Source organism: Pseudonocardia xishanensis (assembly GCF_039541715.1).
Classification (GTDB): domain Bacteria; phylum Actinomycetota; class Actinomycetes; order Mycobacteriales; family Pseudonocardiaceae; genus Pseudonocardia; species Pseudonocardia xishanensis.
Map to the genome: position 1 here is coordinate 16,941 of NZ_BAABGT010000122.1, position 24,863 is coordinate 41,803.

At 73.1% G+C, this 24,863-nt stretch carries 26 protein-coding genes and 1 other RNA gene; 9 read left to right on the top strand and 18 right to left on the bottom strand.

The window, feature by feature from the left end:
• Positions 1-6: 6 nt before the first annotated feature.
• A complete protein-coding gene (locus ABD993_RS33990) occupies positions 7-138 on the bottom strand; it encodes a hypothetical protein (protein WP_345427368.1) in 132 nt (43 codons plus the stop codon).
• Between the two features lie 340 nt (positions 139-478).
• On the bottom strand, positions 479-1,726 hold the full coding sequence (locus ABD993_RS33995) for an MFS transporter (protein ID WP_345427370.1): 1,248 nt from the start codon (positions 1,724-1,726) through the stop codon (positions 479-481).
• Between the two features lie 88 nt (positions 1,727-1,814).
• On the opposite strand from ABD993_RS33995, the gene ABD993_RS34000 reads away from it, so the two are divergent.
• Complete coding sequence (locus ABD993_RS34000) at positions 1,815-2,972, top strand: class I SAM-dependent methyltransferase (protein WP_345427372.1); 1,158 nt, start codon at positions 1,815-1,817, stop codon at positions 2,970-2,972.
• Positions 2,973-3,111: 139 nt separating this feature from the next.
• Here the strand turns inward: ABD993_RS34000 and ssrA are convergent.
• Positions 3,112-3,513, bottom strand: a transfer-messenger RNA (tmRNA) gene (gene ssrA, locus ABD993_RS34005).
• 57 nt (positions 3,514-3,570) lie between these two features.
• On the bottom strand, positions 3,571-3,984 hold the full coding sequence (locus ABD993_RS34010) for a winged helix-turn-helix transcriptional regulator (RefSeq protein ID WP_345427374.1): 414 nt from the start codon (positions 3,982-3,984) through the stop codon (positions 3,571-3,573).
• Positions 3,985-4,080: 96 nt separating this feature from the next.
• Between ABD993_RS34010 and ABD993_RS34015 the strand changes: the two genes are divergently transcribed.
• Positions 4,081-4,986, top strand: a complete 906-nt coding sequence (locus ABD993_RS34015; RefSeq protein ID WP_345427376.1) for an NADP-dependent oxidoreductase — start codon at positions 4,081-4,083, stop codon at positions 4,984-4,986.
• 52 nt (positions 4,987-5,038) lie between these two features.
• Here ABD993_RS34015 and ABD993_RS34020 read toward each other — a convergent pair whose 3' ends face one another.
• Both ABD993_RS34020 and kdgD read right to left on the bottom strand, forming a co-directional pair.
• Positions 5,039-6,664, bottom strand: a complete 1,626-nt coding sequence (locus tag ABD993_RS34020; RefSeq protein WP_345427378.1) for an aldehyde dehydrogenase (NADP(+)) — start codon at positions 6,662-6,664, stop codon at positions 5,039-5,041.
• Entirely contained in the window at positions 6,661-7,575 is a 915-nt protein-coding gene (gene kdgD / locus ABD993_RS34025; RefSeq protein ID WP_345427380.1) for a 5-dehydro-4-deoxyglucarate dehydratase, read from the bottom strand. The genes ABD993_RS34020 and kdgD overlap by 4 nt, the downstream gene beginning before the upstream one ends.
• Positions 7,576-7,786: 211 nt before the next feature.
• Between kdgD and ABD993_RS34030 the strand changes: the two genes are divergently transcribed.
• The 3 genes from ABD993_RS34030 to ABD993_RS34040 are packed head-to-tail and all read left to right on the top strand — an operon-like array spanning position 7,787 to position 11,216.
• On the top strand, positions 7,787-9,148 hold the full coding sequence (locus tag ABD993_RS34030) for an MFS transporter (RefSeq protein WP_345427382.1): 1,362 nt from the start codon (positions 7,787-7,789) through the stop codon (positions 9,146-9,148).
• 29 nt (positions 9,149-9,177) lie between these two features.
• Entirely contained in the window at positions 9,178-10,062 is an 885-nt protein-coding gene (locus ABD993_RS34035; protein WP_345427383.1) for a LysR substrate-binding domain-containing protein, read from the top strand.
• A complete protein-coding gene (locus ABD993_RS34040) occupies positions 10,059-11,216 on the top strand; it encodes an L-talarate/galactarate dehydratase (RefSeq protein WP_345427385.1) in 1,158 nt (385 codons plus the stop codon). The genes ABD993_RS34035 and ABD993_RS34040 overlap by 4 nt, the downstream gene beginning before the upstream one ends.
• 49 nt (positions 11,217-11,265) lie before the next feature.
• On the opposite strand, the gene ABD993_RS34045 is transcribed toward ABD993_RS34040, so the two are convergent.
• The 9 genes from ABD993_RS34045 to ABD993_RS34085 all read right to left on the bottom strand — a co-directional run bounded on the left by ABD993_RS34045 (position 11,266) and on the right by ABD993_RS34085 (position 19,234).
• Positions 11,266-12,123 (bottom strand): amidohydrolase family protein, encoded by an 858-nt coding sequence (locus ABD993_RS34045; RefSeq protein ID WP_345427387.1) that lies wholly within the window; start codon positions 12,121-12,123, stop codon positions 11,266-11,268.
• A gap of 23 nt (positions 12,124-12,146) precedes the next feature.
• Positions 12,147-12,635 (bottom strand): SsrA-binding protein SmpB, encoded by a 489-nt coding sequence (smpB, locus tag ABD993_RS34050; protein ID WP_345427388.1) that lies wholly within the window; start codon positions 12,633-12,635, stop codon positions 12,147-12,149.
• 10 nt (positions 12,636-12,645) lie between these two features.
• A complete protein-coding gene (gene ftsX, locus ABD993_RS34055; RefSeq protein ID WP_345427389.1) occupies positions 12,646-13,560 on the bottom strand; it encodes a permease-like cell division protein FtsX in 915 nt (304 codons plus the stop codon).
• A 2-nt stretch (positions 13,561-13,562) separates the two neighbouring features.
• Positions 13,563-14,252 (bottom strand): cell division ATP-binding protein FtsE, encoded by a 690-nt coding sequence (ftsE, locus tag ABD993_RS34060; RefSeq protein ID WP_345427391.1) that lies wholly within the window; start codon positions 14,250-14,252, stop codon positions 13,563-13,565.
• Positions 14,253-14,344: 92 nt separating this feature from the next.
• Positions 14,345-15,460 (bottom strand): peptide chain release factor 2, encoded by a 1,116-nt coding sequence (gene prfB, locus ABD993_RS34065; protein ID WP_345427393.1) that lies wholly within the window; start codon positions 15,458-15,460, stop codon positions 14,345-14,347.
• Positions 15,461-15,540: 80 nt separating this feature from the next.
• A complete protein-coding gene (locus ABD993_RS34070) occupies positions 15,541-16,050 on the bottom strand; it encodes a PadR family transcriptional regulator (RefSeq protein ID WP_345427395.1) in 510 nt (169 codons plus the stop codon).
• A 146-nt stretch (positions 16,051-16,196) separates the two neighbouring features.
• The gene (locus ABD993_RS34075; protein ID WP_345427397.1) at positions 16,197-17,012 is read right to left on the bottom strand and encodes a leishmanolysin-related zinc metalloendopeptidase; all 816 of its coding nucleotides are present in this window, start codon (positions 17,010-17,012) and stop codon (positions 16,197-16,199) included.
• 69 nt (positions 17,013-17,081) lie between these two features.
• Positions 17,082-18,041: an acyl-CoA dehydrogenase family protein gene (locus ABD993_RS34080; RefSeq protein WP_345427400.1), complete on the bottom strand. Its 960-nt coding sequence runs from the start codon at positions 18,039-18,041 to the stop codon at positions 17,082-17,084.
• A 23-nt stretch (positions 18,042-18,064) separates the two neighbouring features.
• Positions 18,065-19,234, bottom strand: a complete 1,170-nt coding sequence (locus ABD993_RS34085; RefSeq protein ID WP_345427402.1) for an acyl-CoA dehydrogenase family protein — start codon at positions 19,232-19,234, stop codon at positions 18,065-18,067.
• A 132-nt stretch (positions 19,235-19,366) separates the two neighbouring features.
• Between ABD993_RS34085 and ABD993_RS34090 the strand changes: the two genes are divergently transcribed.
• Together ABD993_RS34090 and ABD993_RS34095 are read left to right on the top strand one after the other, a co-directional pair.
• Positions 19,367-19,609: a ribbon-helix-helix domain-containing protein gene (locus ABD993_RS34090; RefSeq protein WP_345427404.1), complete on the top strand. Its 243-nt coding sequence runs from the start codon at positions 19,367-19,369 to the stop codon at positions 19,607-19,609.
• Between the two features lie 11 nt (positions 19,610-19,620).
• Complete coding sequence (locus tag ABD993_RS34095; RefSeq protein ID WP_345427406.1) at positions 19,621-20,013, top strand: hypothetical protein; 393 nt, start codon at positions 19,621-19,623, stop codon at positions 20,011-20,013.
• Here the strand turns inward: ABD993_RS34095 and ABD993_RS34100 are convergent.
• Both ABD993_RS34100 and ABD993_RS34105 read right to left on the bottom strand, forming a co-directional pair.
• On the bottom strand, positions 20,005-20,739 hold the full coding sequence (locus ABD993_RS34100) for a tyrosine-protein phosphatase (protein WP_345427408.1): 735 nt from the start codon (positions 20,737-20,739) through the stop codon (positions 20,005-20,007). The genes ABD993_RS34095 and ABD993_RS34100 overlap by 9 nt on opposite strands.
• A 13-nt stretch (positions 20,740-20,752) precedes the next feature.
• Positions 20,753-21,523 (bottom strand): hypothetical protein, encoded by a 771-nt coding sequence (locus ABD993_RS34105; RefSeq protein WP_345427410.1) that lies wholly within the window; start codon positions 21,521-21,523, stop codon positions 20,753-20,755.
• 96 nt (positions 21,524-21,619) lie between these two features.
• On the opposite strand from ABD993_RS34105, the gene ABD993_RS34110 reads away from it, so the two are divergent.
• Positions 21,620-23,125, top strand: coding sequence for an AMP-binding protein (locus tag ABD993_RS34110; protein ID WP_345427412.1), 1,506 nt, complete (start codon positions 21,620-21,622; stop codon positions 23,123-23,125).
• Positions 23,126-23,218: 93 nt separating this feature from the next.
• On the opposite strand, the gene soxR is transcribed toward ABD993_RS34110, so the two are convergent.
• Complete coding sequence (gene soxR, locus ABD993_RS34115; protein ID WP_345427414.1) at positions 23,219-23,680, bottom strand: redox-sensitive transcriptional activator SoxR; 462 nt, start codon at positions 23,678-23,680, stop codon at positions 23,219-23,221.
• 349 nt (positions 23,681-24,029) lie between these two features.
• Between soxR and ABD993_RS34120 the strand changes: the two genes are divergently transcribed.
• Positions 24,030-24,809, top strand: a complete 780-nt coding sequence (locus ABD993_RS34120) for a transglycosylase SLT domain-containing protein (RefSeq protein WP_345427417.1) — start codon at positions 24,030-24,032, stop codon at positions 24,807-24,809.
• Positions 24,810-24,863: the final 54 nt, after the last annotated feature.

Here is a 24,863-nt window from a genome sequence, read left to right on the forward strand (position 1 = left end):
GCCGGATCAGGCCACCACCGAGGCACCTGCGCTCAAGCGCGTCATGGGTCGCGTCTCGCTGGACTCGTCGTCGGACGTCGTGTCCGCGCTCGGCGGCACCACCTCGCTGCTGCTGGCGGTGTTCACGATCGTCAACATCGCCGTCCTGGTCCTGCGCCGGGACCGGATCGGCGAGGACCACTTCCGGACCCCGACCTGGCTGCCCGTGGTCGGCGCGCTCGCCAGCGCCTACCTGGTGCTGCCGTTCTCCGGGCGGGACACGGTCCAGTACGAGCTGGCCGGGCTGCTGCTCGCGCTCGGGATCGTGCTGTACGGGATCACGCTGCTGCTCAACCGCAGGCTCGGGGTGCGGCGGGCGACACTGGACCGAGCAAGCTGGACGAGTAGTCCCGACTGGCGGAGCTGCTGCGAGAGGTCGGCCACGGGCGGCGTGGCCGAGGCTCGACGCGCTCCCCGGACCCCGCGACCCCAGGAGACGTCATTCCGTGCCGACGGCCCGCTCGCCGGCCAGAGTCTCGGTCGTCGGGTCGCAGCGGTCCGCCTTCGGCAGGGTCTCCGGCGCCCGGAGCCAGAACAGCAGCGCGACCACCGAGACGAGGCCGGTGGACGCGAAGGCCCAGCCGAACCCGGCGACCTGGGCCAGGGCGCCGGCGGCGATCGGCCCGATGATCGCGCCGACGTCCGCGGCCATCTGGAAGCCCGCCAGCACGGTCCCGCCGCGGGCCCGACCGCCGATCACGTCCGCGACCGCGGCCGTCATCGGCGGGTTCACCAGACCGCTGCCGATCCCGGCGACCAACGACAACGCGAGGAACACCCAGGGCACCTCGATGAGCCCCAGCGCGCCGGTGGCCAGCGCCGACACCACCAGCCCGGCGAGCACCGGCGGCTTGCGCCCGCTCCGGTCGGCGATCCGACCGGACCACAGCAGCGTGACGGTGTTGCCCGCGGCGAACACCGCCAACGCCAGTCCGGCCCACGTCTCGCTGTGGCGCAGCACCTCCACCACGAACAGCGGCACCAGCGCCACCCGCACGCCGAACACGGTCCAGCCGTTGGCGAAGCTCGCCGCCAGCGCGGCCCGGTAGGTCGGATGGCGGAAGGCGAGGCCGAAGGTGACCGGGGCGCCCTCCTCCGTGGAGTCCGCGGCGCCCGTGCGGCCGCGCAGCAGCGGCACCGAGATCGCGACGGCCACGAGCAGCGCCACCGCGTAGACCAGGAACGGCGCCCGCAGGCTGAGGGCGATCAGCCCGCCGCCCGCGAGTGGTCCGGCGATGCTCCCCAGGAGGAACCCGGTGGCCCACATGCCCGACGCCCGTCCGCGCGCCTCCGCGGGCGCCAGCCGGACCAGCAGCGAGATCGCCGCCACCGTGAACATCGTGGACCCGATGCCGCCCAGCCCGCGGAACACCAGCAGCTGCCAGTAGCTCTGCGCGAAGGCCGTGGCCCCGACCGAGAGCGCCGCGATCACCAGCCCGATGGCGTAGACCCGCAGCTCGCCGAAGCGCACCACCAGTCGCCCGCTCACCGGCGCGAACGCCAGCCGGAACCCGGCGAACAGGCTGATCACGGCCGACGCGGCCGCGTACCCGACGTCGAACGACCTCGCGAAGGCGGGCAGCGCGGGCGCCACGATGCCGAACCCGATGGCGACCACGAAGGCCGCCACGACGAGCACCCAGATCTCCCGGGGCAACCGCACCCGGACGGTCGCCGTGTCGGCCACGTCGCCCCCTCTCCCCCGTCCGGGTCGACGCTACGCGATCGGGGCATGCGCCTGTCTCATCCGGGGACACCGCTATCGTCACCCGGCGGTGGACACGGATCGGCTGGAGCGGCTCGCGGGGCCCGCGGGTGCGGAGGTCTTCGCGGCGATCGCGGCCGGGCTCGGGGGCGCCCCGCTCACGGACGACGCCGCGTTGCGGCTGGGCACGGCGCTGCGTCGCGCGCATCCCGCCGACCTCGTCGCCGAGGCGCTCACCCAGGCCGGGCTGCGGCAGCGGGCCGCCGCGAAGTTCTCCCGGGCGGACGCGATGTTCCTGACCCGGGCGGGCTGGGAGCAGGCCTCGCCCGAGGTCGTCGCCCGGCACCGGGCCGCGCGGTTCCCCCAAGGCCGGGTGGTGGACCTGTGCTGTGGGATCGGCGGCGACCTGCTCGCGCTGGCCCCGGGCCGCGAGGTGCTGGCCGTGGACCTCGACCCGGTGCACCTGTGGATGGCCCGGCACAACGCCGCGGTCTACGGCGGGACGGTCGACACCCTGCTCTCGGACGTCCGCGACGTCGACCTGGCCGGCGCCGACGCCGTCTTCGTCGATCCGGCGCGCCGCACCGGGCGGGGGCGGATGCGCACGGGCGAGAGCGAGCCCCCGCTGGCGTGGTGCGTCGGGCTGGACGTGCCCGCGATCGCGGTGAAGGCCGCGCCCGGGATCGACCACGACACCGTGCCCGCGGGCTGGGAGCTGGAGTTCGTGGCGGTGGGCAAGGACCTGAAGGAGGCCGTCGCGTGGTCCCCCGCGCTGGCGGGCGCCCGCGCTCGCGCGACGATCCTGCCCGCCGGGGACACCCTCGTCGCCGCCGACGGGGAGCCGGTGGAGGTCCGCGACCCGGGCCGCTACCTGCTCGACCCGAACCCCGCCGTCACACGGGCGGGGGCCGTCGAGGAGCTGGCCCGCCGGATCGGCGCGTGGAAGATCGACGAGCGGATCGCGTTCCTCTGCACGGACTCCCCCGTGACGACCCCGTTCGCCCGCACCCTCGAGGTGGTCGACTCGGGCCCGTGGGACCAGAAGCGGCTGCCGCGCAGGCTCGCCGAGCTGGACGTGGGCGCGGTCGACATCCGGCGCCGCGGGCTGGCGGGCGACGTGGACGCGCTGCATCGCAGACTGAAGCTGCGCGGCTCGCGTCGGGTCACGCTGGTGATGACCCGGGTGCGCGATCGGCCGTGGGGCCTGATCTGCACCGATGTCGCCTGAACGGGCGTCTGGAACGGACGTCTGTCGGGACGAACCGGGCCGGGGATCGGCCGTGCCGAGGAACGGCTGTACCCAGGAACGGCTGTACCCAGGAACGGCGAAGGGCCCCGGCCTGGTGGCCGGGGCCCTTCACTCCCTGGGGTGGAGGTGCCGGGAATCGAACCCGGGTCCTCCTTTGCGTTGCGAGGTCTTCTCCGTGCGCAGTCCGCTGTGTCTCTACTCGGATCCCCCGGTCTCACGAACAAGCCGGTGTGACGATCCCAGCCGCTGTTCGGTGTTCCACCAGACCCCGACGGCCGAGCCTGGTGGTGAGTCCCCTAGCTGATGCCGGACACCGAGGCGGGAACACCCTCGGGCCGACAGCCCTTCAGTGGATCAGGCAGCAAGCGCGAAGTCGTCAGACTTCGCGTTGGCCGGAACCAGGGCAGTGCGACTCTCGTCGGCACTTATTTTTTTGCGACGTGTGGTTTGCGAGATCATCGTCGCCTTCCTCGGCACGCTTCTCCTCGGTCAGCTTCAGGAGTCGAAACCGTTCACCCCCTTGCACGGCCCGGCGTTCGGACCGTCGGAACAGCATAACGCCCGGGACCCACGGCTTTCATCCCGATTGCGTGTCGTGCTCACCGTCGTAGCGGTCCCGCGCCGCCAGGACCTCCTCGACGTGTCCCTCCGCCCAGTTCTTCACGTGCAGCAGGGTCGCGTGCAGTCCCTCGCCGAGCGGCGTGAGCCGATAGTCGACCCGGACGGGCACGGCCGCGGTGACCTCCCGCTCGACCAGCCCGTCCCGCTCGAGCCCGCGCAGCGTCTGGGTCAGCATCTTCGGGCTGACGCCCGCGACCTTCCGCCCCAGCTCGGAGTAGCGCCGCGGGCCGTCGGCCAGCGCGGCGAGCAGCAAGCCCACCCACTTGTCGCTGATCCGGTCCATCACCCTCCGCGAGGGACAGGCCGCGAGGAACGCGTCGTACGCGGCCCGCTCCTCGTCCCTGCGCCGGGCCGCCGTCGTGGTCGCCATGGCTCGCCTCCCGGTGAGTTACGCACTCTCAGGTGCCTACTACCCGTTGGAGAGTAGCTCTCCTACCGTGAGTGGCACCAGACCAGGGAGGACGTCATGAGGACAGTCGTGTATCGCGAGTTCGGCGGGCCGCAGGTGCTCGAGGTCGTGGAGCGGCCGGTGCCCGAGCCCGGCCCGGGCGAGGTGCGCATCGCGATGGCGGCCGCGGCCGTGAGCCCGACCGACCCGATGACCGTCTCGGGGGTCGCCGTACAGGCCGGCATCGCCCCCGCACCGGAGGGCCAGTGGGAGCGCGGGCTGGGCTGGGACGTCGCCGGGTGGGTGGACGCCGTCGGCGCGGACGTCGATCTCGCCCCCGGTGCCGCGGTGATCGGGATGCTGCCCGCGTTCGCGGTGGCGAGCGGGGCCCAGGCCGAGTACGTCGTCCTCCCCGCTCGGGACGTCGCACCGGCACCGGCGGGGGTCTCGCCCGCCCAGGCGGCGACGTTGCCCCTGAACGGCCTCACCGCCGCGACGGCCGTCGCCGAGCTGGGGCTCCCCGCGGGGGCCTCGCTGCTGGTCATCGGCGGGGCGGGCGGAGTGGGCGGGTTCGCCGTGCAGCTGGCGGCCCTGGCCGGCCTGCGGGTCGTGGCGACGGCCGCGGAGCGCGACGCCGAGACCGTCCGCGGCTATGGCGCCGAGGTCGTGTCCCGGGACGCGCTGCCGACCGCGGTCGACGGGGTGCTGGACACGGCCGGGACCGGCGCGGCGGCGCTCGCGCCAGTGCGCGACGGTGGGGTGCTCGTGACCGTCGCCGGAGCCGTCGAGGGCGAGCGCGGGATCCGCTCGGTGCAGGCGTTGGTGCAGCAGGACGGTGCGCGGCTCGCGGAGCTGTCGGCGCTGGCGGAGAAGGGCGAGCTGATCCTGCCGAAGGCGATCACGTATCCGCTGGAGGAGGTCGCCGCCGCCCAGGAGCGGCTGGCAGCCGGGGGAGTCGGCGGCCGCCTGGTGCTGGTCACCTGACCCGCCACACCGGCGGGTGACGACCGCTCCGTGCGGCCGTCACCCGGCGGGGTCAGCGAGTGGGAGTGCCGTCGACCCGGCGCCAGACGCCCTCGGGGTTGTCGTCCCGGAGCTCGGCGGGGAGCAGGGCGGCGGGGAGGTCCTGGTAGGCGACGGGCCGCAGGAAGCGGTCGATCGCCAGCGAACCGACACTCGTCGTGCGGGAGTCCGAGGTGGCCGGGAACGGGCCGCCGTGCACCATCGCGTGCCCGACCTCGACACCGGTGGGCCAGCCGTCGAACAGGATCCGGCCCGCCTTCCGCTCCAGGATCGGGAGCAGCGTCCCTGCGAGCCCGTGGTCCGCGGGGGACGCGTGCACGGTCGCCGTCAGCTGGCCGTCCAGTGCACGCAGGCAGGCGACCAGCTCGGCCTCGTCGGCGCAGCGGACGACCAGCGAGGTCGCCCCGAACACCTCCTCCTGCAGGGCGGGATCGGCGGCGAACCGGGCACCGTCGACGCTCACCAGGGCCGCTCCACCGCACGCCGCGCTCTCCCCGGACGCCCCCCGAGCGAGCACCGTGGCGCGTCCGGCCAGGGCGTCCCGGCCGGTCGCATAGGCCCTCGAGATCCCCGGGGTGAGCATCGTGGCGCCGGCGTCCCCGGCGACCGCCGCGGAGGCCGCGCCGACGAACGCGTCCAGCCCGGGGCCGTCGACCGCCAGGACGAGGCCGGGGTTGGTGCAGAACTGGCCCGCTCCGAGGGTCAGGGATGCCACGAACTGCGTGCCCAGCCCCGCGCCGCGGTCCGCCAGCGCACCCGGCAGCAGCACCACGGGGTTCACGCTGCTCATCTCCGCGTAGACCGGTATCGGGACCGGCCGGGCCGCGGCGGCGCGGGCGAGCGCGAGCCCGGCACCGCGGGAGCCGGTGAACCCCACCGCCTTGATCCGCGGGTCCGTGACCAGCCGAACGCCGAGATCCGGACCCTCGCCCACGAGCAGCGAGAACACGCCCTCGGGCAGCCCGTGCTCGGCGACGGCCGCCTGGACCGCCCGCCCGACCAGCTCGGACGTGCCCAGGTGCGCGTCGTGCGCCTTGACGACGACGGGGCAGCCCGCAGCCAACGCGGACGCCGTGTCCCCGCCCGCCACCGAGAAGGCCAGCGGGAAGTTCGACGCACCGAACACCGCGACCGGCCCCAGCGGGACCCGCCGCTGCCGGATGTCCGCGCGGGGCGGGGTGCCGTCCGGCCGGGCCGGGTCGATCCGCGCCCCCTGCCACACGCCCAGGCGCAGCTCGGCGGCGAACAGCCGGAGCTGGCCCGAGGTGCGGCCGACCTCACCGGTCAGCCGCGGGACCGGCAGGGCGGTCTCGGCGTGGGCGCGCTCGACCAGCGCGTCGCGGAGCTCGTCGATCCGGGACGCGATCGTCTCCAGGAACGCGGCACGCTGCTCCACGGTGGTCGCGCGGTAGGCGTCGAAGGCCTCGTCGGCCAGCGCCGCGGCGCGCGCGACCTCGGCCGCGCCGCCGTAGCGGTACGCGGGCTCGAGCGGCTCCCCGGTGCGCGGGTCGACCGAGCGCACCTCGGGCCCGTCGCCCCCGGTCAGGGTGGCGCCGATCGGCGTCCGCCCGGTCAGCGCGCCTGCGGGATGTCCGACTCGCGTGTCGGAAGTGGGGGACTCGCGGGTCGTGGTGGTCACGCGCGGCCTCCGACGATCGTGGCGAGCTCGGCGGTCTCGGCCTCGCTGAGGTCCGTGAGCGGCGGTCGCACCGGGCCCGCGGGGTGCCCGGTCACGGTCATCCCGGCCTTCACGATGCTCACCGCGTACCCGGCCTTGCGGTCCCGGATCTCGGTGTACGGCAGCACGACCTCGGCCAGCAGCCTGCGCACCGTGTCCCGCTCCCCCGCCCGGACGGCGGCGTAGAAGTCCAGCGCGAACTCCGGCAGGATGTTGAAGATCGCCGACGAGTACGTCGTGACCCCCAGCTCCAGGTACGGCAGCGCGAACGTCTCGGCCGTGGGGAGCCCGCCGATGTAGGTCAACCGCTCGCCCACGAGGGCGTGGATGCGGGTGATCGACTCCACGTCGCCGACGCCGTCCTTGAACCCGATCAGAGTCGGGCAGGTCGCGGCGAGGGTCGCGACGGTCTGTGGGGCGTACTTCGCGTTCGCCCGGCTGTACACGATCACGCCGAGCGAGGTCGCCGCGCAGACGGCCTGCACGTGCGCGACCAGCCCGTCCTGCGACGCCTCGGTCAGGTAGGGCGGGAAGAGCAGGATGCCGTCCGCACCGGCGGCCTCGGCTGCCTGCGCCAGCGCGACGGCGGTGGCGGTGCCGTAGCCCGCGGGCGCCAGGATCGGGGTGCCCTCCGGCGCGCTCTCGACGGCGGCCCGCACCACGGCGTCCACCTCGGCGGGGGTCAGCGAGAAGAACTCCCCGGTGCCACCGGCGGCGAACAGCCCCGCCACCTCGTACTTCCCGAGGCGGGCGATGTTGTCGCGGTAGGCGGGCCCGTCGAAGGCCAGGTCCGCGGTGAAGTGCGTGACCGGGAAGGACAACAGGCCCGAGCCGAGCCGGTCGGCGAGCTCGGCGGGGGTGAACCGGGACATCGTGAGGCTCCTTCAGGGGTGGACGGCGTCGGCCCCCTGGACGCTAGGTCGCCCCACCGATGCCCGTCCAACACCAGTTGAGCATCGAGTGATGCTCGATGAGACTTGCACAAGAGGTATCAGACGATGCGAAATCGGTGTTGGACTCGCATCGCCGCACGACTTTAGCGTCCCTCCCAGTCGTCAGCCTCGATGACAATGGAGGACACCGATGTCTGAGACCGAAGTCGCCCGCTCGACGGGTGAGACCACAGCGCCGCCGGGGCGCAGGCGCGTCCCGACGCGGTTCCTCGTGCTGGCCCTGATCTTCTTCATCACCGCGGTCAAGTACGCCGACCGCGCCAGCCTCTCCATCACGGGCAGCAGCCTGCAGGAGGAGATCGGCTTCTCGTCGGTCCAGCTGGGCTACATCTTCTCCGCGTTCAGCTGGGCCTACGTCGTCGGCCAGCTGCCCGGCGGGATGCTGCTGGATCGCTTCGGCGCCCGCAAGGTCTACGCCGCCAGCATCGGCCTCTGGACGCTCGTCACCTTCGCGCTGAGCTTCGTCGGGCTGATCACCCTGCCGGTCGTGGGCTGGGTGGCGGTCATCTTCGTGCTGCGCCTGTTGCTGGGCGTGTTCGAGTCTCCGGCCTTCCCAGCCAACGCCCGCGTCGCGACGACCTGGTTCCCCACCGCCGAGCGCGGCCGGGCCTCGGCGGTGTTCAACTCCGCCCAGTACTTCGCCACGGCGCTCTTCGCGCCGATCATGGGCTGGGTCACCTCGTCCTTCGGCTGGCGCTGGGTGTTCGTGGGGCTCGGCGTGGTCGGCTTCGTCCTCGCGGTCTTCTGGCTCCGGTGGATGCGCCCGCCACGGGAGCACGCGCGGCTGACCGAGGCCGAGCTCGCGACCATGCAGGAGGGCGGCGCGCTCGTCGACCTCGACCGCGCCGACCAGAGCACGCAGCGCGCCCCGCTGAACCGCGCCACCATCGGCCGGATCTTCTCGTCGCGGGCACTCTGGGGCGTCTACCTGATGCAGTACTCGGTCAACGCCCTGACCTACTTCTTCATCACCTGGTTCCCGATCTACCTGATCCAGGGCCGTGGGCTGTCGCTGCTGGAGGTCGGGTTCGTGGCGGCGCTCCCCGCCCTGTGCGGCTTCGCGGGCGGTCTGACCGGCGGTTTCCTGTCCGACGCGCTGCTCCGCCGCGGACGCTCGCTCACCACCTCCCGCAAGCTGCCGTCGATCGTGGGCATGCTGCTGGCCACGAGCATCGCGGCCTGCAGCCTGACCGACAACACGCCGCTGATCATCGCGATCATGACGCTCGCGTTCTTCGGCAAGGGCGTCGGCTCACTGGGCTGGGCGATCACCACCGACATCGCGCCGCCGCAGGCCACCAGCTTCGTCGGGTCCACGATGAACGCCTTCGGCAACGCGGCCGGGATCGTCACGCCCATCGTCATCGGGTACACGGTGCAGGCCACCGGCTCGTTCGACATCGCGCTGTGGTTCGTCGCGGTGCACGCGCTGCTCGCCGTGGTCGCCCTGACGATCATGGGACCCATCAAGCGCATCCAGCTGGACACATGAGCACGGTGGCTGGGTACCGTCCCGAGTCCATGTACTCCTTGGAGCAGGTGCGCGGCTTCGTGGTCATCGCCGAGGAGCGCAGCTTCCGGCGGGCGGCGGAGCGCCTGCGGATGACCCAGCCACCGCTGTCCCGGCAGATCCAGAAGCTCGAACGGGAGATCGGCGTCCTGCTCTTCGACCGCACCCAGCGCCAGGTGGAGCTCACCCCGGCGGGGGCGGCGTTCCTCGTCGAGGCCCGCAGGCTGCTCACCCTCGCCGACGCCGCTCCGGGTACCGCCCGGCTCGTCGCCGACGGACGGGCGGGCACCGTCCGGATCGGGTTCACCGCCGCCTCCGGCTTCGGCTACCTCGGCGGCCTGCTCAACGAGATCGAGCAGGCCGTCCCCGGCGTCGAGATCGCCCTCACCGAGATGGTCAGCTCGGCCCAGTTCGACCAGCTGAGCAGCGGCGGGATCGACCTGGCGCTGGCCCGCCCGCCGTTCGACGCCGAGTTCGACGCCCGCGTCGTGCACACCGAGCCCCTGGTGCTGGCCACGCCGGCCGGGCACCCGCTCGCGGCCGCCGGGGACCCGCTCCCAGTGGCCGACCTCGCCCACCAGACCCTGCTCGTCTACACCCGGGACCGGGCCCGGTACTTCGCCGACCTGACCGCGCGGGTCCTCGCCGGCGTCCCGTACACCCCGGCCCACCAGGTCACCCAGATCCACACGATGCTCGCGCTCGTGGCCGCGGGCCGCGGGCTCGCGCTCGTGCCCGCGGGCGCCGCCACCCTGCATCCCGACGGCGTCCGCTTCCGACCGCTCGCGGGCGTGGAGTCCGATCCCGTCGTGTTGCACGCCGTCTGGCGCCCCGACTCGCTCAACCCCGCTCTGCAGCGCGTCGTCGCGCTGCTCGACCAGGAGGTCCCTCGATGAGCACGCTCGCTCTCGCCACCCCCACCGACACCGCGACCGTCGACCGGATCACCCGGGTCCGGCTGTCGTCGGTCACGCTGCCGCTGCCCACCCCGATCAGCGACGCCAAGGTCCTCACCGGCAGGCAGAAAGCGATGACCGAGGTCGCGATGCTGTTCGCCGAGATCAGCACGGAGGCCGGGCTCGAGGGCGTCGGGTTCAGCTACTCGAAGCGCGCGGGCGGGCCGGGCCAGTTCGCGCACGCTCGCGAGATCGCTCCGGTGCTGATCGGCGAGGACCCCAGCGACATCGCGAAGATCTGGGACAAGCTCGTCTGGGCGGGCGCGTCCGTCGGGCGGTCCGGGCTGTCCGTGCAGGCCATCGCCGCGTTCGACGTCGCGCTCTGGGACCTCAAGGCCAAGCGTGCCGGCCTGCCGCTGGCCAAGCTGCTCGGATCGCACCGCGACTCGGTGCGCACCTACAACACCTCCGGCGGCTTCCTGCACTCGCCCATCGAGGAGGTCCTGGAGCGGGCCGAGGCGTCGCTGGCCTCGGGCATCCAGGGCATCAAGATCAAGGTCGGGCATCCGGACAACGCCGTGGACCTGGCTCGGGTGACCGCCGTGCGGGAGCGGATCGGAGACGCCCCGCTGATGGTCGACGCGAACCAGCAGTGGGACCGTGCCACCGCCCGCCGCATGTGCCGCGCCTTCGAGCCGCTGAACCTCGTCTGGATCGAGGAGCCGCTCGACGCCTACGACAACGAGGGCCACGCGATGCTCGCGTCCACCTTCGACACCCCCATCGCCACGGGCGAGATGCTCGCGAGTGTGGGCGAGCACGCCGAGCTGATCCGGGTCGGCGGCGCGGACATCGTGCAGCCGGACGCCCCGCGCGTCGGCGGGATCACGCAGTTCCTCAAGGTCATGGCGCTCGCGGATGCGCGGCACCTCCAGCTCGCCCCGCACTTCGCCATGGAGATCCACATCCACCTCGCCGCGGCCTACCCGCGGGAGCCGTGGGTGGAGCACTTCGAGTGGCTGGACCCGCTGTTCGACGAGCACCTGGAGATCGCGGGCGGCCGCATGCACGTGTCGTCGCGGCCGGGCCTGGGCGTGACGATCAGCGAGCAGGCCCGCCGCTGGACCGTCGCCACCCACGACGAGCGCCCCTGACCGGTAGGTCGTGCGGTAGGTCTGCACGAAAGTGCCGTTCGTGCGGGCGTCAGAGGCCGAGGAGGCGGGCTCCGTTGTCGTGCAGGACGGCCTTCAGGAACGTGGCGCCGAGGCGGTCGTCGGCCGACGCCCATCCCGCGATCGCCTGCAGCTGCTCGGCGTACGGGTAGGGGATGTTCGGGAAGTCCGTGCCCAGCACGATCCGGTCCTGCACGTCCGCGAGGCGGGCGGGCCAGTCCACGGGCAGTGGGGCGATCTTCTCGGTGAACGCGGTGCCGACCATCGTGGTGTCGAGATGGACGTTGTCGAAGCGGTCCACGAGATCCAGCGCCCCCGCGTAGTCCGGCATGCCGGCGTGGGCGAGCACGATCGGCAGCCGCGGATGGGCGTCGAGGACCTCGCCGAAGACGTCCAGCCCGGTGTGCCTGCCCGGGATCGGGCCGTGTCCGCAGTGCACGATCGCGGGCACCCCGGCCTCGGCGAGCAGGCCCCAGGCGGGGCGCAGCAGCGGATCGCGGGGATCGAACGCGCCCACCTGGACGTGCACCTTGACCGCCCGCGCACCGGCCTCGACGGCGGCGCCCAGGTAGTCCGCGACGTCCGGCTCGGGGAAGAGCGTGGCCGTGCGGACGGCGGCGGGATGGCTGTCCGCGAACTCCCCCACCCACTCGGTGAGCCAGCGGCCCATGCCGGGCTTGTGGGGGTAGGTCAGCGGCGCGTAGCGGAGGACGCCGAGCTCCGCGAGCGTGGCGACGCGGTCCTCCTGCGGCGCGCGGTACTGGACGGGCCAGGGCATGCCGTAGTGGGTCTCGGCCAGGTCGAAGTAGGCCCAGACCTTGTCCAGCATCCGCTGGGGCAGGAAGTGGACGTGCACGTCGACCAAGCCGGGCAGGCCGAGATCGGCCACCCAGCCCGGGACGTCGGCGTCTGTCAGCTCAGCGATCGCGCGCGGCCCTTCGCGGCTCGCCCGAACGCCCGCCGGATGTCCCGCTCGGCGTCCTTCTTGGCCAGGTCCTGACGCTTGTCGTAGCTCTTCTTGCCCTTGGCCAGCGCGAGCTCGCACTTGACCTTGCCGTCCGAGAAGTACAGCGACATCGGGACCAGCGTGAGCCCGCCCTCGCGGATCTTGCCGATCAACCGCTCGATCTCCCACTTGTGCAGCAGGAGCTTGCGGGTGCGGCGCGGCTCGTGGTTCGTCCAGCTGCCGTGGGTGTACTCGGGGATGTGCAGGCCGCGCAGCCAGACCTCGCCGTCGTCCACGGTCGCGAACGCGTCCACGATCGACGCCCGGCCCAGCCGCAGGCTCTTCACCTCGGTGCCCATGAGTGCGACACCGGCCTCGAACTCCTCGAGCACGGCATAGTCGTGACGCGCGCGCCGGTTCTGGGCGATCACCTTGCGCCCTTTCTCCTTCACCACACCAGGCTACCTACACCTTGACGTACAGGCGCAGAGTTACGTAGCCGGTGACGCCTGCGATCAGGGCGCCGATCGGGAGCAGGTACGCACTCGTCGTCAGGACGTCCGCGAGGGTGACCGGCGGGATGACGCCGTTCTGCGCGATCCCGGCCAGCAGCGAGTCGATGAACGCGAACTTGGCCACGACCAGCCCGACGCCGGCCAGCACCGCGCCGACGACGCCGGTGATCACGGCCTCGACCAGGAACGGCAGCTGGGTGTACCAGCGGGTGGCGCCGACCAGCCGCATCACGCCGACCTCGGTCCGCCGGGTGTAGGCGGAGACCTGCACGGTGTTGGAGATCAGCAGCAGCGCGGCGAGGGCCTGGACCAGGGCGAGCGCGAAGGTCACGTTCCGGACGCCGCCGAGGAAGTCGAACAGGGACGCGACGACCTCGCGCTGGTCGATCACCGTCCGGACGCCGACCTGCTGCTCCATGGCCTGCCTGACGGCCGCGGCGCCGGCCTCCGTGGACCCGTTCTGCTCGACGAGCTTCACCCGGAGCGTGGCGGGCAGCGACTGGGGCCGGGCGAGGTCGGCGACAGACTGGCCCGCGAACAGCTCCTGGAACCGCTCGTAGGCCTGCTGCTGGTTCTCGTAGGACACCGAGTCGACCAGCGGGGAGTTCTGCAGCGTGGACAGCAGCCCCGCGCAGATCGGCTGCGAGCAGTCGGAGTCGGCGACCGAGACGTCCTGGGTGAGCGCCACCCGCACCTCGAGCCGATCCGAGTACAGCGACTCGGTGGCGTCGATCGTCTTCACCGCGAGCAGCCCGGTGCCGACCATGAGCAGCGAGATCGCCGTGGTCAGGACCATGGCGACGGTCATCGTGACGTTGCGCCGCAGCCCGGTCGCGACCTCCCGGCGGACGAAGTCGGTACGCATCCTTACCGGCCCACCCCGTAGACCGCGCGGGCCTCGTCCCGGACGACGCGGCCGTTCTCCAGCTCGACCACCCGCCGCCGCATTGAGTCCACGATGGAGTGGTCGTGGGTGGCCATCACGACCGTGGTGCCGGTGCGGTTGATCCGCTCCAGCAGCAGCATGATGTCCTGGCTGGTGTCCGGGTCGAGGTTGCCGGTGGGCTCGTCCGCCAGCAGCACCAGCGGGCGGTTCACGAAGGCACGGGCGATCGCCACGCGCTGCTGCTCGCCGCCGGAAAGCTCGTGCGGCATCCGGTCGGCCTTGCCGGACAGCCCGACCAGCTCCAGCACCTCGGGCACGACCTTGCGCACGGTCGCGGGCGACTTGCCGATCACCTCGAGCGCGAACGCCACGTTCCCGCCGACCGTCTTGTTCGACAGCAGCCGGAAGTCCTGGAACACGCAGCCGATCTTCTGGCGCAGCCGGGGCACCTTGCGGCGCGGCAGCTTCGCGACGTTCAGGTCGGTGACGAAGATGCTCCCGCGCGTCGGCACGTCCTCGCGCAGCAGCAGCCGCAGGAACGTGGACTTCCCGGAGCCGGAGGGGCCGATCAGGAAGACGAACTCACCCTTGTCGATCTCGACCGACACGCGGTCCAGCGCAGGCCGCGTCGAGGTCTTGTACATCTTGGTGACGCGCTCCAGCCGGATCACACGCCGGACGTTACCGGCGGATCATGACCCGGCCCGCACGCGACAGGCCCCCTCGGCGCAGCGGCGGTACCGCTCGGCTGATCGAGTGCGGATCAGGCCTTCTGCGCCTCGAGCTCCTGGTTGCGACGCCACCGGATGCCCGCCTCGATGAAGCCGTCGATGTCCCCGTCCAGCACCGCGCCGGGGCTGCCGACCTCGTAGTCCGTCCGCAGGTCCTTGACCATCTGGTACGGGTGCAGCACGTAGGAGCGCATCTGGTTGCCCCAGCTGGAGCCGGTGTCCTTGAGCGAGTCCATCAGCGCCCGCTCCTCGGCGTGCTTGCGGGCCAGCAGCTTGGCCTGCAGCACCACCATGGCGGTCGCCTTGTTCTGGATCTGCGACCGCTCGTTCTGGCAGGACACCACGATGCCGGTGGGGATGTGCGTGAGCCGCACCGCGGAGTCCGTGGTGTTGACGCCCTGACCACCGGGCCCGGAGGACCGGTAGACGTCCACCCGGAGCTCCTTCTCGTCGATCTCGACGTGGTCGGTGGACTCCACGACCGGGGTGACCTCGACGCCGGCGAACGAGGTCTGGCGGCGGCCCTGGTTGTCGAACGGCGAGATCCGGACGAGCCGGTGCGTGCCCTGCTCGACGGACAGCGTGCCGTAGGCGTAGGGCGTGTGGACCTGGAAGGTGGCGGACTTGATGCCCGCCTCCTCCGCGTAGCTCGTGTCGTAGACGTCCACGCCGTAGCCGTGCCGCTCGGCCCAGCGCAGGTACATCCGCATGAGCATCTCCGCGAAGTCCGCGGCGTCGATCCCGCCGGCCTCGGAGCGGATCGTCACCAGCGCCTCGCGGGCGTCGTACTCGCCGGAGAGCAGGGTCCGGACCTCGAGCGACTCGATCTCCTCGCGGAGCTTCGCGCGGTCACGGTCCGCGTCGGCGATCGCGGACTCGTCCGCCTCGTCCTCGGCCAGCTCGTAGAGCACCGGGAGGTCCTCGAGCCTGCGGCGCAGGTCCTCGACGCGACGCAGGTCGGCCTGGGCGTGCGACAGCCGGCTGGTGACCTTCTGGGCCGCCTCGGTGTCGTTCCAGAGGTCCGGGGCGCCCGCCTGCTCCTCCAGGTCCGCGATCTCGTTTCGGAGCGCGGGGAGGTCGCTGACCGCCTCGATGCCCTCGAGGGTGGTCGCGAGGTCCTTCAGGTCGGCTGCGGCGTCGGGGTTCACAACACCCCAGGCTACGCGGGACGGCCGGCTCCGGAGGGGCAGGGTCGAGCCCGGCCCTGCCCCTCCGGAGCCGGCCCTGCCTACTCGTCCGGGATCGAGTCCAGGAGCTTCACCATCGCGCGGGTGTGCGAGACGGTGAAGTCCGCGACCGCCTTGCGGTACGGGTCGGTCTCGCCGCGGGCGGCGGCGCGGGCCTCGACGAGCCGGGCGGCGTAGACCTCGTGCGAGGTGCTCACCAGCTCGGCCCGCTGTTTCACCGTGAGCGAGCCCGCGTGCAGCAGGCGCAGCACCAGCGGGCTGCGCAGCGCGTCCGCGCCGCTGCCGTGCTGCAGCCAGGCCTTGAAGGCCCGCTTGCCGGCCGTGGTGATGACGTACTGCTGCGAGGCACGGGGCCCCTGCTTGCCGAGCCGCAGGAGCCCGGCCTCGGCCATCACCGGCAGCTCGCGGTACACCTGGCTGCGGGTGACGGTGAAGAAGGAACCGAAACGCTCGCCCGCCGCGGCGACGAGCTGACCCCCCGTCATCGGACCACTGTGCAGCAGTCCGAGCAGGGCGGCGGCGGTGGCGTTGACCGCGGGAGGGGCTGGCATCCCACCACGGTGCCACGGTCGGGCGGGTTCCGCGATTCCAACTAGGACGGGTTTTCCCGCCCCGTCCCGGCGTGTCCGCTCCGGGGGGCCGGATCGCCGTCCCCGGCGGGCGGCCCGCTCCACGGTGGACCGCCACCGGGACGGCCTCAGCCGATGACGGCGGACTCGGGCAGGACGCTCGTCCGGGGCCTGCGCACCCGGCACGGCCGGCCGGGCCCGGCCACGATCGCCGCGCCGCCCGCCCCGGCCCCGGCGGGCAGCCGGTAGGGCTCGGCGGCCTCGAGGTCCACCGTGTACCCGAGGTCGGCGAGGCTCGCGACGGTGACCCGGGACAGCGGGTTGCCCGCGGCCGCGATGAACCCGCTCATCAGCTCGTTCGAGAACACGCTCTCCCGCCAGTGCCCCTCGCGGGTGCCCTCTCCCCCGGTGTTCTCGACGGGCACGTCCCCCGTGCCGTCCAGCTCCCGCCACTCCGCGACGGCGCCGGGCCCGGTGAAGCGCGGGTCGTCCGTGCCCGCCCCGGAGAGCAGCGGCGACCAGAGCGTGCCGATGCCCAGGACGTGCCCCATCTCGTGGGTGATCACGTCGTCGAGCGTGCCGTCCCGTTCCATCTGGGCGAGGTCGGCGGTGTCGAACTGCATCTCCCCGACGGCGGGCAGGCCGCCCGCCGAGGCCGGGCGGACCCGCGTCGGGCCCGCCTGGCCGAGGATCTGGCCTGCGCCGTCGATCGCGGCGCCGCCTGCGAGGACCAGCACGTCGTCGACCGTCTCCCCGTCCACGGTCACCGCCGGGAGGTCCCCGACGATCATCCGGGCCCACCGGTCCGCCGCGGCGGCGAAGGCGGCCTGCTGCCGGTCGGTCAGCCCGCCGGTGAAGCGGACGTCGATGGCGAACGGCGAGTCGGTCTGCTGCGCCAGCGCGGCGGTGCGGGCGGGATCGGCGACGGCGCGATAGCGGTCCATGGCCTCATCCTTTCCGCACGAACGGCACTCTCGTGCGCTAGGTCCGCACGAGAGTGCCGTTCGTGCAGGTCAGATGGTCAGCGCGGCGATCCGCTCGCGGTGCGCGTCGGCGGTGCCGCACTGGCCCGCGAGGCGCTTCGCCCGCTTGTAGAAGAAGTGCGCCTCGTGCTCCCACGTGTAGCCGATGCCGCCGTGGTACTGGATCATCGAGGCCGTCGACTGCAGCGCGACGTCGCTCGCCTTGGCCTTGGCGACCGAGACCGCGAGGTCCGCGCCCTCCAGGCCGGTGTCGACGGCGTGGGCGGCGTAGAGCGCCGCGTGCTCGGCCATCGTGACCCCGACGTGCAGATCCGCCAGCGCGTGCTTGATCGCCTGGAACGAGCCGACGGGCACGCCGAACTGCTCGCGCTCGCGGTCGTAGGCCACGGTGCGAGACAGAGCCTCGCGGGCGATCCCGACCAGGTCCGCCGCGACCAGGACGGTGGCCCGGGCCTCCAGCGACGAGGTGTCACCGGGCAGCGCCTCGACCGCGCCGCCCTCGACGGTGGCCAGCCGGGTGGTGCGGTCGTAGGAGCCGACCGGGGTCGCGGTGAACCCGGTGAGCAGCCCCTCGGCCGTCACGACGACGTCCGCGAGCGCGCCGTACTCCACGGGCCCGCCGGTGGACACCGCCCCGACCGCGTCCCCGGTCGCGAGCCTGGGCAGCCAGTGCGCCCGCTGCTCGGGGGACCCGGCGAGCCGGATCGCCTCGGCCGCGAGCACCGTGCCCCGCCACGGCCCCGGCGCCACCCCGGCGCCGAGTGCGCAGGCGATGACCTGGGCCTCGACCAGGCCGAGACCCAGCCCGTCGAACTCCTCGGGGACGGTCACGGCGAGCCAGCCCTGCTCGCCCGCGGCCTTCCACAGGCCGTCCAGCGAGCCGGTCTCCTCGAAGTAGGCGCGCACGGCGGCGAGGTCGAAGCGCTCGGCCAGGTAGGTCGCGACCGCGGAGCCGAACTCCCGCTGGTCGTCGGTCAGTGCGAAATACATGTCGGCCCCCTAGCTCCGTTGACTCATCTGGGCAGGCCGAGCACGCGCTCGGCGGTGACGTTGCGCTGGACCTGCGAGGACCCGCCCCAGATGGTGACCGACCGGGACCACATGGCCTGGGCGTTGAGGGGCTTGAGGTCCAGGTCGCCGAGATCCTCCAGGGTGGCGTGCTCACCGAGCACGTCGTCGTAGACCTCCCAGAGGTCCTGGAAGGTCTCCGACCACTGCAGCTTGGTCATCGAGGCCTCGAAGCCCAGGTCCTCGCCCTGCTCGGTCTTCGTCAGGATGTGCCAGGAGTGCAGCTTGAGGCACTCCAGCTCGGTGAGCACCCGGGCGAGCTTGCCGCGGATCACCGGGTCGGTGTCCCGGCCGAGCTTCTTCGCGACGGCGACGATCTCGTCGTACTGCCTGCGGAACTCGGTGTACTGCGAGATGCCGGACGCGCCGCGCTCGAAGGAGAGCAGCAGCATCGCCGTGCGCCAGCCGTCGTCGACCGCGCCGAGGACGTCCGTGGCCGGGACCCGGGCGTCGTCGAAGAAGACCTCGCCGAACTCGCTGGCCCCGGACATCTGCTTGAGCGGACGGGCGTCGACGCCGGGCTGGTGCATGTCGATCAGCAGCATCGAGATGCCGCGGTGCTTCTGGCTGCCCGGCGTGGTGCGGACCATGGTGAAGATCTTGTCGCCGTGCACGGCGTTGGTGGTCCAGACCTTCTGGCCGTTGACCACGAAGTCGTCCCCGTCCCGGACGCCCTTCGTGGTGAGCGCGGCGAGGTCGGACCCGGCGCCGGGCTCCGAGAAGCCCTGGCACCAGATGACCTCGTTGCGCAGCATCGGGCCGATGATCTCCTTGCGCTGCGCGTCCGTGCCGATCGCCATGACGGTGGGCGCGAGGAAGGTCAGGCCGAGGGGGTTGACCGTGCGGGGGGCATCCGCCAGGACCATCTCGGCGTCGTAGATCGCCTTCATGCCGGGGGTGCCGCCGCGGCCACCGAACTCGGTGGGCCACTGGATGCCTGCGAACCCGGCCAGCGCCTTGTCCCGCTCCCAGTCGCGGCGCAACCCGAAACTCTCTTCGTCGCTGAGAGACTCCCAGAATCCGGGACGTCGCCACTCCGCCGGGATGTTCGCCGCGAGCCAGGACCGCAGCTCGCGGCGGAAGTCCTCCTCGGCGGCGGTGTACGTGAGGTCCATCAGGGTTTCTCCTGCTCGAACCGGGTGCGGCGGCCGGTCCTCGTCGACCCCCGCGGGCCCTCCACCCTTGCATACCCGTCAGTAACCTGCATAGCGGTCGACGGCACGGTATGCGCCGAGTAGCCTCCCGGTATGCGCAGCGAGCGGGTGACCGTCACCTTGCCGGCCGAGATGGTCGCCGAGGCACGCGAGGCGGTCCAGAACGGGTCGGCCGCCAGTCTCTCCGCCTACGTCGCCGAGGCCGTGCAGGCCCGGCAGGCCCGTGATCGCGCACTCGCTACTCTTGCCGACCTGTACGGAGGTCCCCCGCCGGCGGACGAGCTCGACGCGGCACGTAGGTCGCTGCGTCTGGTTCCCCCGGTCGCCGTCGGCTGAAGGGCGCGCAGATGATCGGCGGAAGAGTGCTGGACGCCAGCGCGCTCACGGCATTCGCCACCGGCAGGCCGGTGTACATGCGCGCGCTCGTGTGGGCCGCGGTCGAGGAGAACCTCGTGCTCGCCGTGCCCAGCGCGGCGCTCGGCCGGGCCTGGGCACAGCTCGAGCCCCAGCACCACGCGGCGCTGCAGGTACTGCTCGGGCTGCCCAACACCGTGGTCCACGACCTGTCCCCGGCGATGGCCCAGGAGTCCGGCCTGTTGCTCGCCGCCTCCGGGCAGGACGACATCGTGGCCGGTCAGGTGGTCACCACCAGCCGCAGGCGCGGCTGGCCCGCGGTGACCGGCGACCCCGGGACCCTGCGCAAGCTGGACGCGGCCGTGGCCATCGAGGAACTACCGTAGGCGCACCCGGAGGGCCTCGAGCTCGGCGTCGGTGAGGCCGTTGGCCTGCAGCCAGGCGGTGGGTCCGCCGTCGCGCTCGTCCAGGGTCGCGAGCACCTGCTCCATCGCCTCCGCGCGCGGGCGGTGGCGGTCGATCTCCTCGGGGGCGGGCATCTCCCGCCCCGCGGCGGCGGTCCAGCGGCGGAACAGCGCGTCGATCCTCGTGGCGGACAGCGCGTAGTCCTCGACGACCGCCTCCCGCTCCACCCCGACGGCCTCCAGCACCAGCGCGACGAGCGTGCCGGTGCGGTCCTTGCCCGCGGCGCAGTGCACGAGCGCGGCCCCGTCGACCGCCGCCAGCCTGCGGACGGCGGCGACGACGTTGGCCCCCTTGTCCCGCAGGTAGCCGAGGTAGTTGGCGACCATCGGGTGGAAGTCCTCGCCGATCTCCGGCAGTTCGCGCCCGGCCTCGGGGATGAACGTGAGCTGCACGGTCTCCACGCCCCGCGCCGCCAGCGGCGACTCGCCGTGTTCGGCGACCTCCCGGTCCGTGCGGAGGTCGAGGATGAGCCGGAGGCCGAAGTCCTCCTCCAGCGCGCGGACGTCCTCGGGCGTGACGTGCTCGAGCGACTCGCTGCGCAGCAGCACGCCGCTGCGGGTGACCCCGCCGCCCACGAGCGGCAGGCCCCCGACGTCCCGGACGTTGCTCAGACCCTCGAACTCCAGCCAACGATCCGTGGTGGTCACGACCTCACACTAATCAGCCGAGCAGCTTCTGCGCGCCGGCCTGGGCGATCGTCAGCGGGTCCGGCAGCGCGACCAGGCCGTCCTCCGGGGCGAGCACCGTGAAGTTCATGACGACGGCGTCGTCCCGCAACGAGATCAGCACCACGTCGAAGCCCTCCCCGCCGACGCGCCAGCCGGTGGCCTCGTCGTAGGGCAGGTCGACGGACAGGTCCTCGGCCGGGGCGAGCACGGCGGGCTTGCCGCCGACGCTGCCCTGCGAGCACGCCATGCCGGCGACCGACGCGCGGTAGGCGGCGGCCGCGCTGCCCGCGTCGCCGTAGACGCTCACCGTCTCCTGGACCAGGCCCGCGGGGCTCTCGGCCGCCGCGCCGACCCGGACCGCGTACGGGAACCGGGCGACCACGCCGGGTCCGCCGCAGATCGCGGGGGTGGCGGGATCGGGCTTCGGCTCGTCGCCGACGGTGAAGGCGGGGCCGACCTCGGCGGGGGTGAGCAGGAAGGGGCGCAGGCCGTCCGCGGCGGCGTCGAGGCCCTGGTCGCCGGAGGACGCGGCGGGCCTCTGCACCGCGGCCGCGGGCTGGGCCGCCTGCTTCGCCGCAGGCGCCGAGACCGGCGCCGCGGCGACGGGCGCGACGGGTGCGACGGGTGCGGGTGGGGTGATCGGGGCCGCCTGGGCGACGGGGACCGGGTCCACGCGGGGCGGGGCGTCGGCGACCGCTCCGCAGCCCGTGAGCAGGGCCGCGGCGGCGACCGCCGGGAGCAGGGTGAGCAGGCTGCGGTTCATGACGTCGAGTCTCATCGCGCCCGGGCGCCGCGTCGGGGAGGCTGGCACCACCTCGCCCGGGTGCGGGCATGTGGATCCGTGGCGCAGGATGCGGTCGTGAGCGATCCAGTACGAGACCCGTCGGCCGCGGACCGAGACGCACCCGTCGACCAGGCGTCGGGCGCCGCCGACGACCCACCCCTCGGCCTCGCACTGGACCGTCTCGCCGCGGCGGAGCCGGACCGACCCGCACTGCTGCACCGCGAGGAGGTGGTCACGCGAGCCGAGCTGGCCGCCGCCTCGAACCGGGCCGCCCGCGAGCTCGCCGAGCTCGGCGCCCGGGAGGGCTCGCTGGTCACGATCGGGCTGCCGAACGGGCCGGCGTTCTACGCGGCCGTCGTCGGGGCGTGGAAGGTCGGTGCGATCCCGCAGCCGGTGTCGGCGAAGCTGCCCGCCGCCGAGCTCGCGGCGTTGATCGAGATCGCGGACCCGGCCGTCGTCGTGGGGCTGTCCGCGCCGGACGGGCGGCCCTCGCTGCCCGCCGACTGGCGTCCCGACCCGGCCCGGGACGCCGGACCGCTGCCCCCCGCCGTCCCGCCGCGGTGGAAGGCGCCGACCTCGGGCGGGAGCACCGGGCGCCCGAAGATCATCCTGGCGGGGAACGCGGGCAGGCTGGAGACCGTCACCAAGTCCGCCGAGCGGATGCGGATCCGCGGCGGGGACGAGGTGTTCGCCGTGACCGCCCCGCTCCACCACAACGCGCCGTTCATGTTCTCGCTGATCAGCCTGCTGAGGGGCGGCACGCTGGTGGTGCTGGACCGCTTCGACGGCGAGACCGTCCTGCGGGCCGTCGACCGCCACCGGGTCACCTGGCTCTACGCCGTCCCGACGCTGATGGGCAGGCTGCTGCGGGTCCGCGACTCGGTGCCCGCGGACGTCTCGTCGGTCGAGACCCTGCTGCACGTCGGGGCGCCCTGCCCCGAGCACGTCAAGCGCGGGTGCCTGGAGTGGTTCGGGGCGCGGACCGTGCTGGAGCTGTACGCGGGCACCGAGTCGCAGGCCGCCTGCATGATCGACGGGGTGGACTGGCTGGCGCACCCCGGCTCGGTCGGGCCGGTGGTCTCCGGCGAGATGCGGATCGGGGACTCCGACGGGGTCCCGCTCCCCGTCGGCGAGCTCGGCGAGGTGTGGATGAAGGTGCCCGAGGAGCCGTACCGCTACCTCGGTGCCACCGCCCGCGGACGGGACGGGTGGGAGTCCCTCGGCGACCTCGGCCGGATGGACGCCGACGGCTACCTCCACCTCGCCGACCGGCGCAGCGACCTGATCCTCGTCGGCGGGTCCAACGTGTACCCGGCGGAGGTCGAGGGTGCCCTCGACGCGCACCCCGCGGTCCTCTCGTCCTGCGTGATCGGCCTGCCGGACGACGACCTCGGCTCCCGCGTCCACGCGATCGTCCAGCTCGCGGAGCCCGTCACCGACGAGGACCTGCGCGCGCACGTGGCGACCCTGCTCGCAGGACCGAAGGTGCCCGCGACGATCGAACGGGTCGACCACCCGTTGCGCGAGGACACCGGCAAGGTCCGCCGCTCCGCCCTCCGCGCCGCCCGCCTTCCCGGCTGAGCCGCCTCGGACGCGATGTCCGACTCGGGCGTCGGGAGTCCCCCACCTCCGATGCGCGAGTCCCCCGTTCTCGGCGGGTGTGTCGGACGTCGGTCAGGCCGGGGTGCGGCGGAGGGTGGCGGGGAGCATGCGGGCGCCGTCGCCCGCCGCGGCCGCACGGTCGTCCGGGTTCATGAGCCTGCACCGGGCCAGCGAGAGGCAGCCGCAGCCGATGCAGGAGTCCAGCCCGTCCCGCAGTGCGACCAGGGCGTCGATCTGCTCGTCGAGCCTGCCCCGCCAGGAGCGGGACAGCCGCGACCAGTCCGCCTTGGTCGGGGTGTGGTCGGCGGGCAGCTCGTCCAGCGCCGCCCGGACGTCGTCCAGGCCGATCCCGATCGCCCGGGCGGCACGGACGAACGCGAGCCTGCGCAGCACGCTCCGCTCGTAGCGCCGCTGGCCGCCGGAGGTCCGGGTGGCACGGACGAGCCCCTCCCGCTCGTAGAAGCGCAGGGCCGAGTGCGGGAAGCCGGAGCGCTCCACCACCTCGCCGATGGTGAGCAGGTCCTTGGCGTGCACGTGCCCCCCTGACCTATAGCTGACTTCAGCACTAGAGTATCGCGGTGGGTGACCGCTCGCCGCACGACGACCGACTCACCCGTCCGGTGGATGCCGCGACGAACGGCCCCGGAGCAGCGGTGACAGGCGGCTCAGCTGCTTGTGACCCCGGGTCACCATCCGTAATGTCTGCGGCGTCATCACGGCCAGATCACGAACGGGCAGTAGGAGTCGGACTCCCCACCGGCTCCCCGGGACACCCGAACCCGGGCCCGTTCGCGTTCGGCCGCCTGATCGAAAGGCACCAGACTTGGCCGGCCACCGCTCCCCCAGCGGCCGGCGTGGTGAAGGGCTCCCCGCTCCCCAACGGGTGCCCGCGCACCACGCCGCCAGGCACGCGACCGCCCCGCGCGGACGCGCCGCCGGACGCTCCGTCGCGTCCTCCACCGCCGCCGTCGGCGCCGCGTTCGGCGTCCTGGCGACGGGCACGTTCGCCGCCGTGACCTCGGGCGGCGCCGGTCAGGCGGTGGCCGACGCCGCGGAGACCGCGGGGACCTCGGGGACCTCGACCGTGGCGACCACCCTCGCCGCCAACGAGGCCGCGCTGCCCGTCGCGGACACCGCGGCCGACGGCGCGCACGTCACCCCCGCCGCCTTCGGGCTGGGCGACCTGGACGCGGGCGAGGACTTCGACCTCTCGGCCCTGGACAAGGCGGGCAAGATCGCGGACGCCATCGCCGCGCAGCAGGCGAAGGAGGCCGAGGCCCAGGCTGCGAAGCAGCGGCTCGCCGCGGTCATCTCCCAGGGCGGGCTGGACGGCTGGATCGCCGAGGCGCTGGACATCTGCGACCTCCCGCAGAGCCTGGCCCCGAGCGTCAAGAAGATCATCATGGCGGAGTCCGGCGGCAACCCGCGGGCGATCAACACCTGGGACTCCAACGCCCAGCGGGGCACCCCGTCGCAGGGTCTGATGCAGACCATCCCCTCGACGTTCAGGGCCTACGTGCACCCCAGTCTGGCGGGCAGCTCGATCACCGACCCGGTCGCCAACATCACCGCGGGCCTGCGCTACATGATCGCCAACTACGGCCTGGGCACCGTCCAGGCGGGCGGTCGCAGCAACCACGCGGGCGACTACGTCGGCTACTGACCGACCGGGGCCTCCCGTCGCGCGAGCGGGACGAAAGCCCCATACCCTCACGGC

What these genes read in the sequence shown, in the direction of transcription:
- ABD993_RS33990 (WP_345427368.1), bottom strand. Translation starts at nt 138, where the DNA reads ATGTTGACGATCGTGAACACCGCCAGCAGCAGCGAGGTGGTGCCGCCG.
- ABD993_RS34010 (WP_345427374.1), bottom strand. Translation starts at nt 3,984, where the DNA reads ATGGCGACCACGACGGCGGCCCGGCGCAGGGACGAGGAGCGGGCCGCG.
- ABD993_RS34015 (WP_345427376.1), top strand. Translation starts at nt 4,081, where the DNA reads ATGAGGACAGTCGTGTATCGCGAGTTCGGCGGGCCGCAGGTGCTCGAG.
- kdgD (WP_345427380.1), bottom strand. Translation starts at nt 7,575, where the DNA reads ATGTCCCGGTTCACCCCCGCCGAGCTCGCCGACCGGCTCGGCTCGGGC.
- ABD993_RS34030 (WP_345427382.1), top strand. Translation starts at nt 7,787, where the DNA reads ATGTCTGAGACCGAAGTCGCCCGCTCGACGGGTGAGACCACAGCGCCG.
- ABD993_RS34035 (WP_345427383.1), top strand. Translation starts at nt 9,178, where the DNA reads ATGTACTCCTTGGAGCAGGTGCGCGGCTTCGTGGTCATCGCCGAGGAG.
- ABD993_RS34040 (WP_345427385.1), top strand. Translation starts at nt 10,059, where the DNA reads ATGAGCACGCTCGCTCTCGCCACCCCCACCGACACCGCGACCGTCGAC.
- ftsX (WP_345427389.1), bottom strand. Translation starts at nt 13,560, where the DNA reads ATGCGTACCGACTTCGTCCGCCGGGAGGTCGCGACCGGGCTGCGGCGC.
- ABD993_RS34070 (WP_345427395.1), bottom strand. Translation starts at nt 16,050, where the DNA reads ATGCCAGCCCCTCCCGCGGTCAACGCCACCGCCGCCGCCCTGCTCGGA.
- ABD993_RS34075 (WP_345427397.1), bottom strand. Translation starts at nt 17,012, where the DNA reads ATGGACCGCTATCGCGCCGTCGCCGATCCCGCCCGCACCGCCGCGCTG.
- ABD993_RS34080 (WP_345427400.1), bottom strand. Translation starts at nt 18,041, where the DNA reads ATGTATTTCGCACTGACCGACGACCAGCGGGAGTTCGGCTCCGCGGTC.
- ABD993_RS34085 (WP_345427402.1), bottom strand. Translation starts at nt 19,234, where the DNA reads ATGGACCTCACGTACACCGCCGCCGAGGAGGACTTCCGCCGCGAGCTG.
- ABD993_RS34090 (WP_345427404.1), top strand. Translation starts at nt 19,367, where the DNA reads ATGCGCAGCGAGCGGGTGACCGTCACCTTGCCGGCCGAGATGGTCGCC.
- ABD993_RS34095 (WP_345427406.1), top strand. Translation starts at nt 19,621, where the DNA reads ATGATCGGCGGAAGAGTGCTGGACGCCAGCGCGCTCACGGCATTCGCC.
- ABD993_RS34105 (WP_345427410.1), bottom strand. Translation starts at nt 21,523, where the DNA reads ATGAACCGCAGCCTGCTCACCCTGCTCCCGGCGGTCGCCGCCGCGGCC.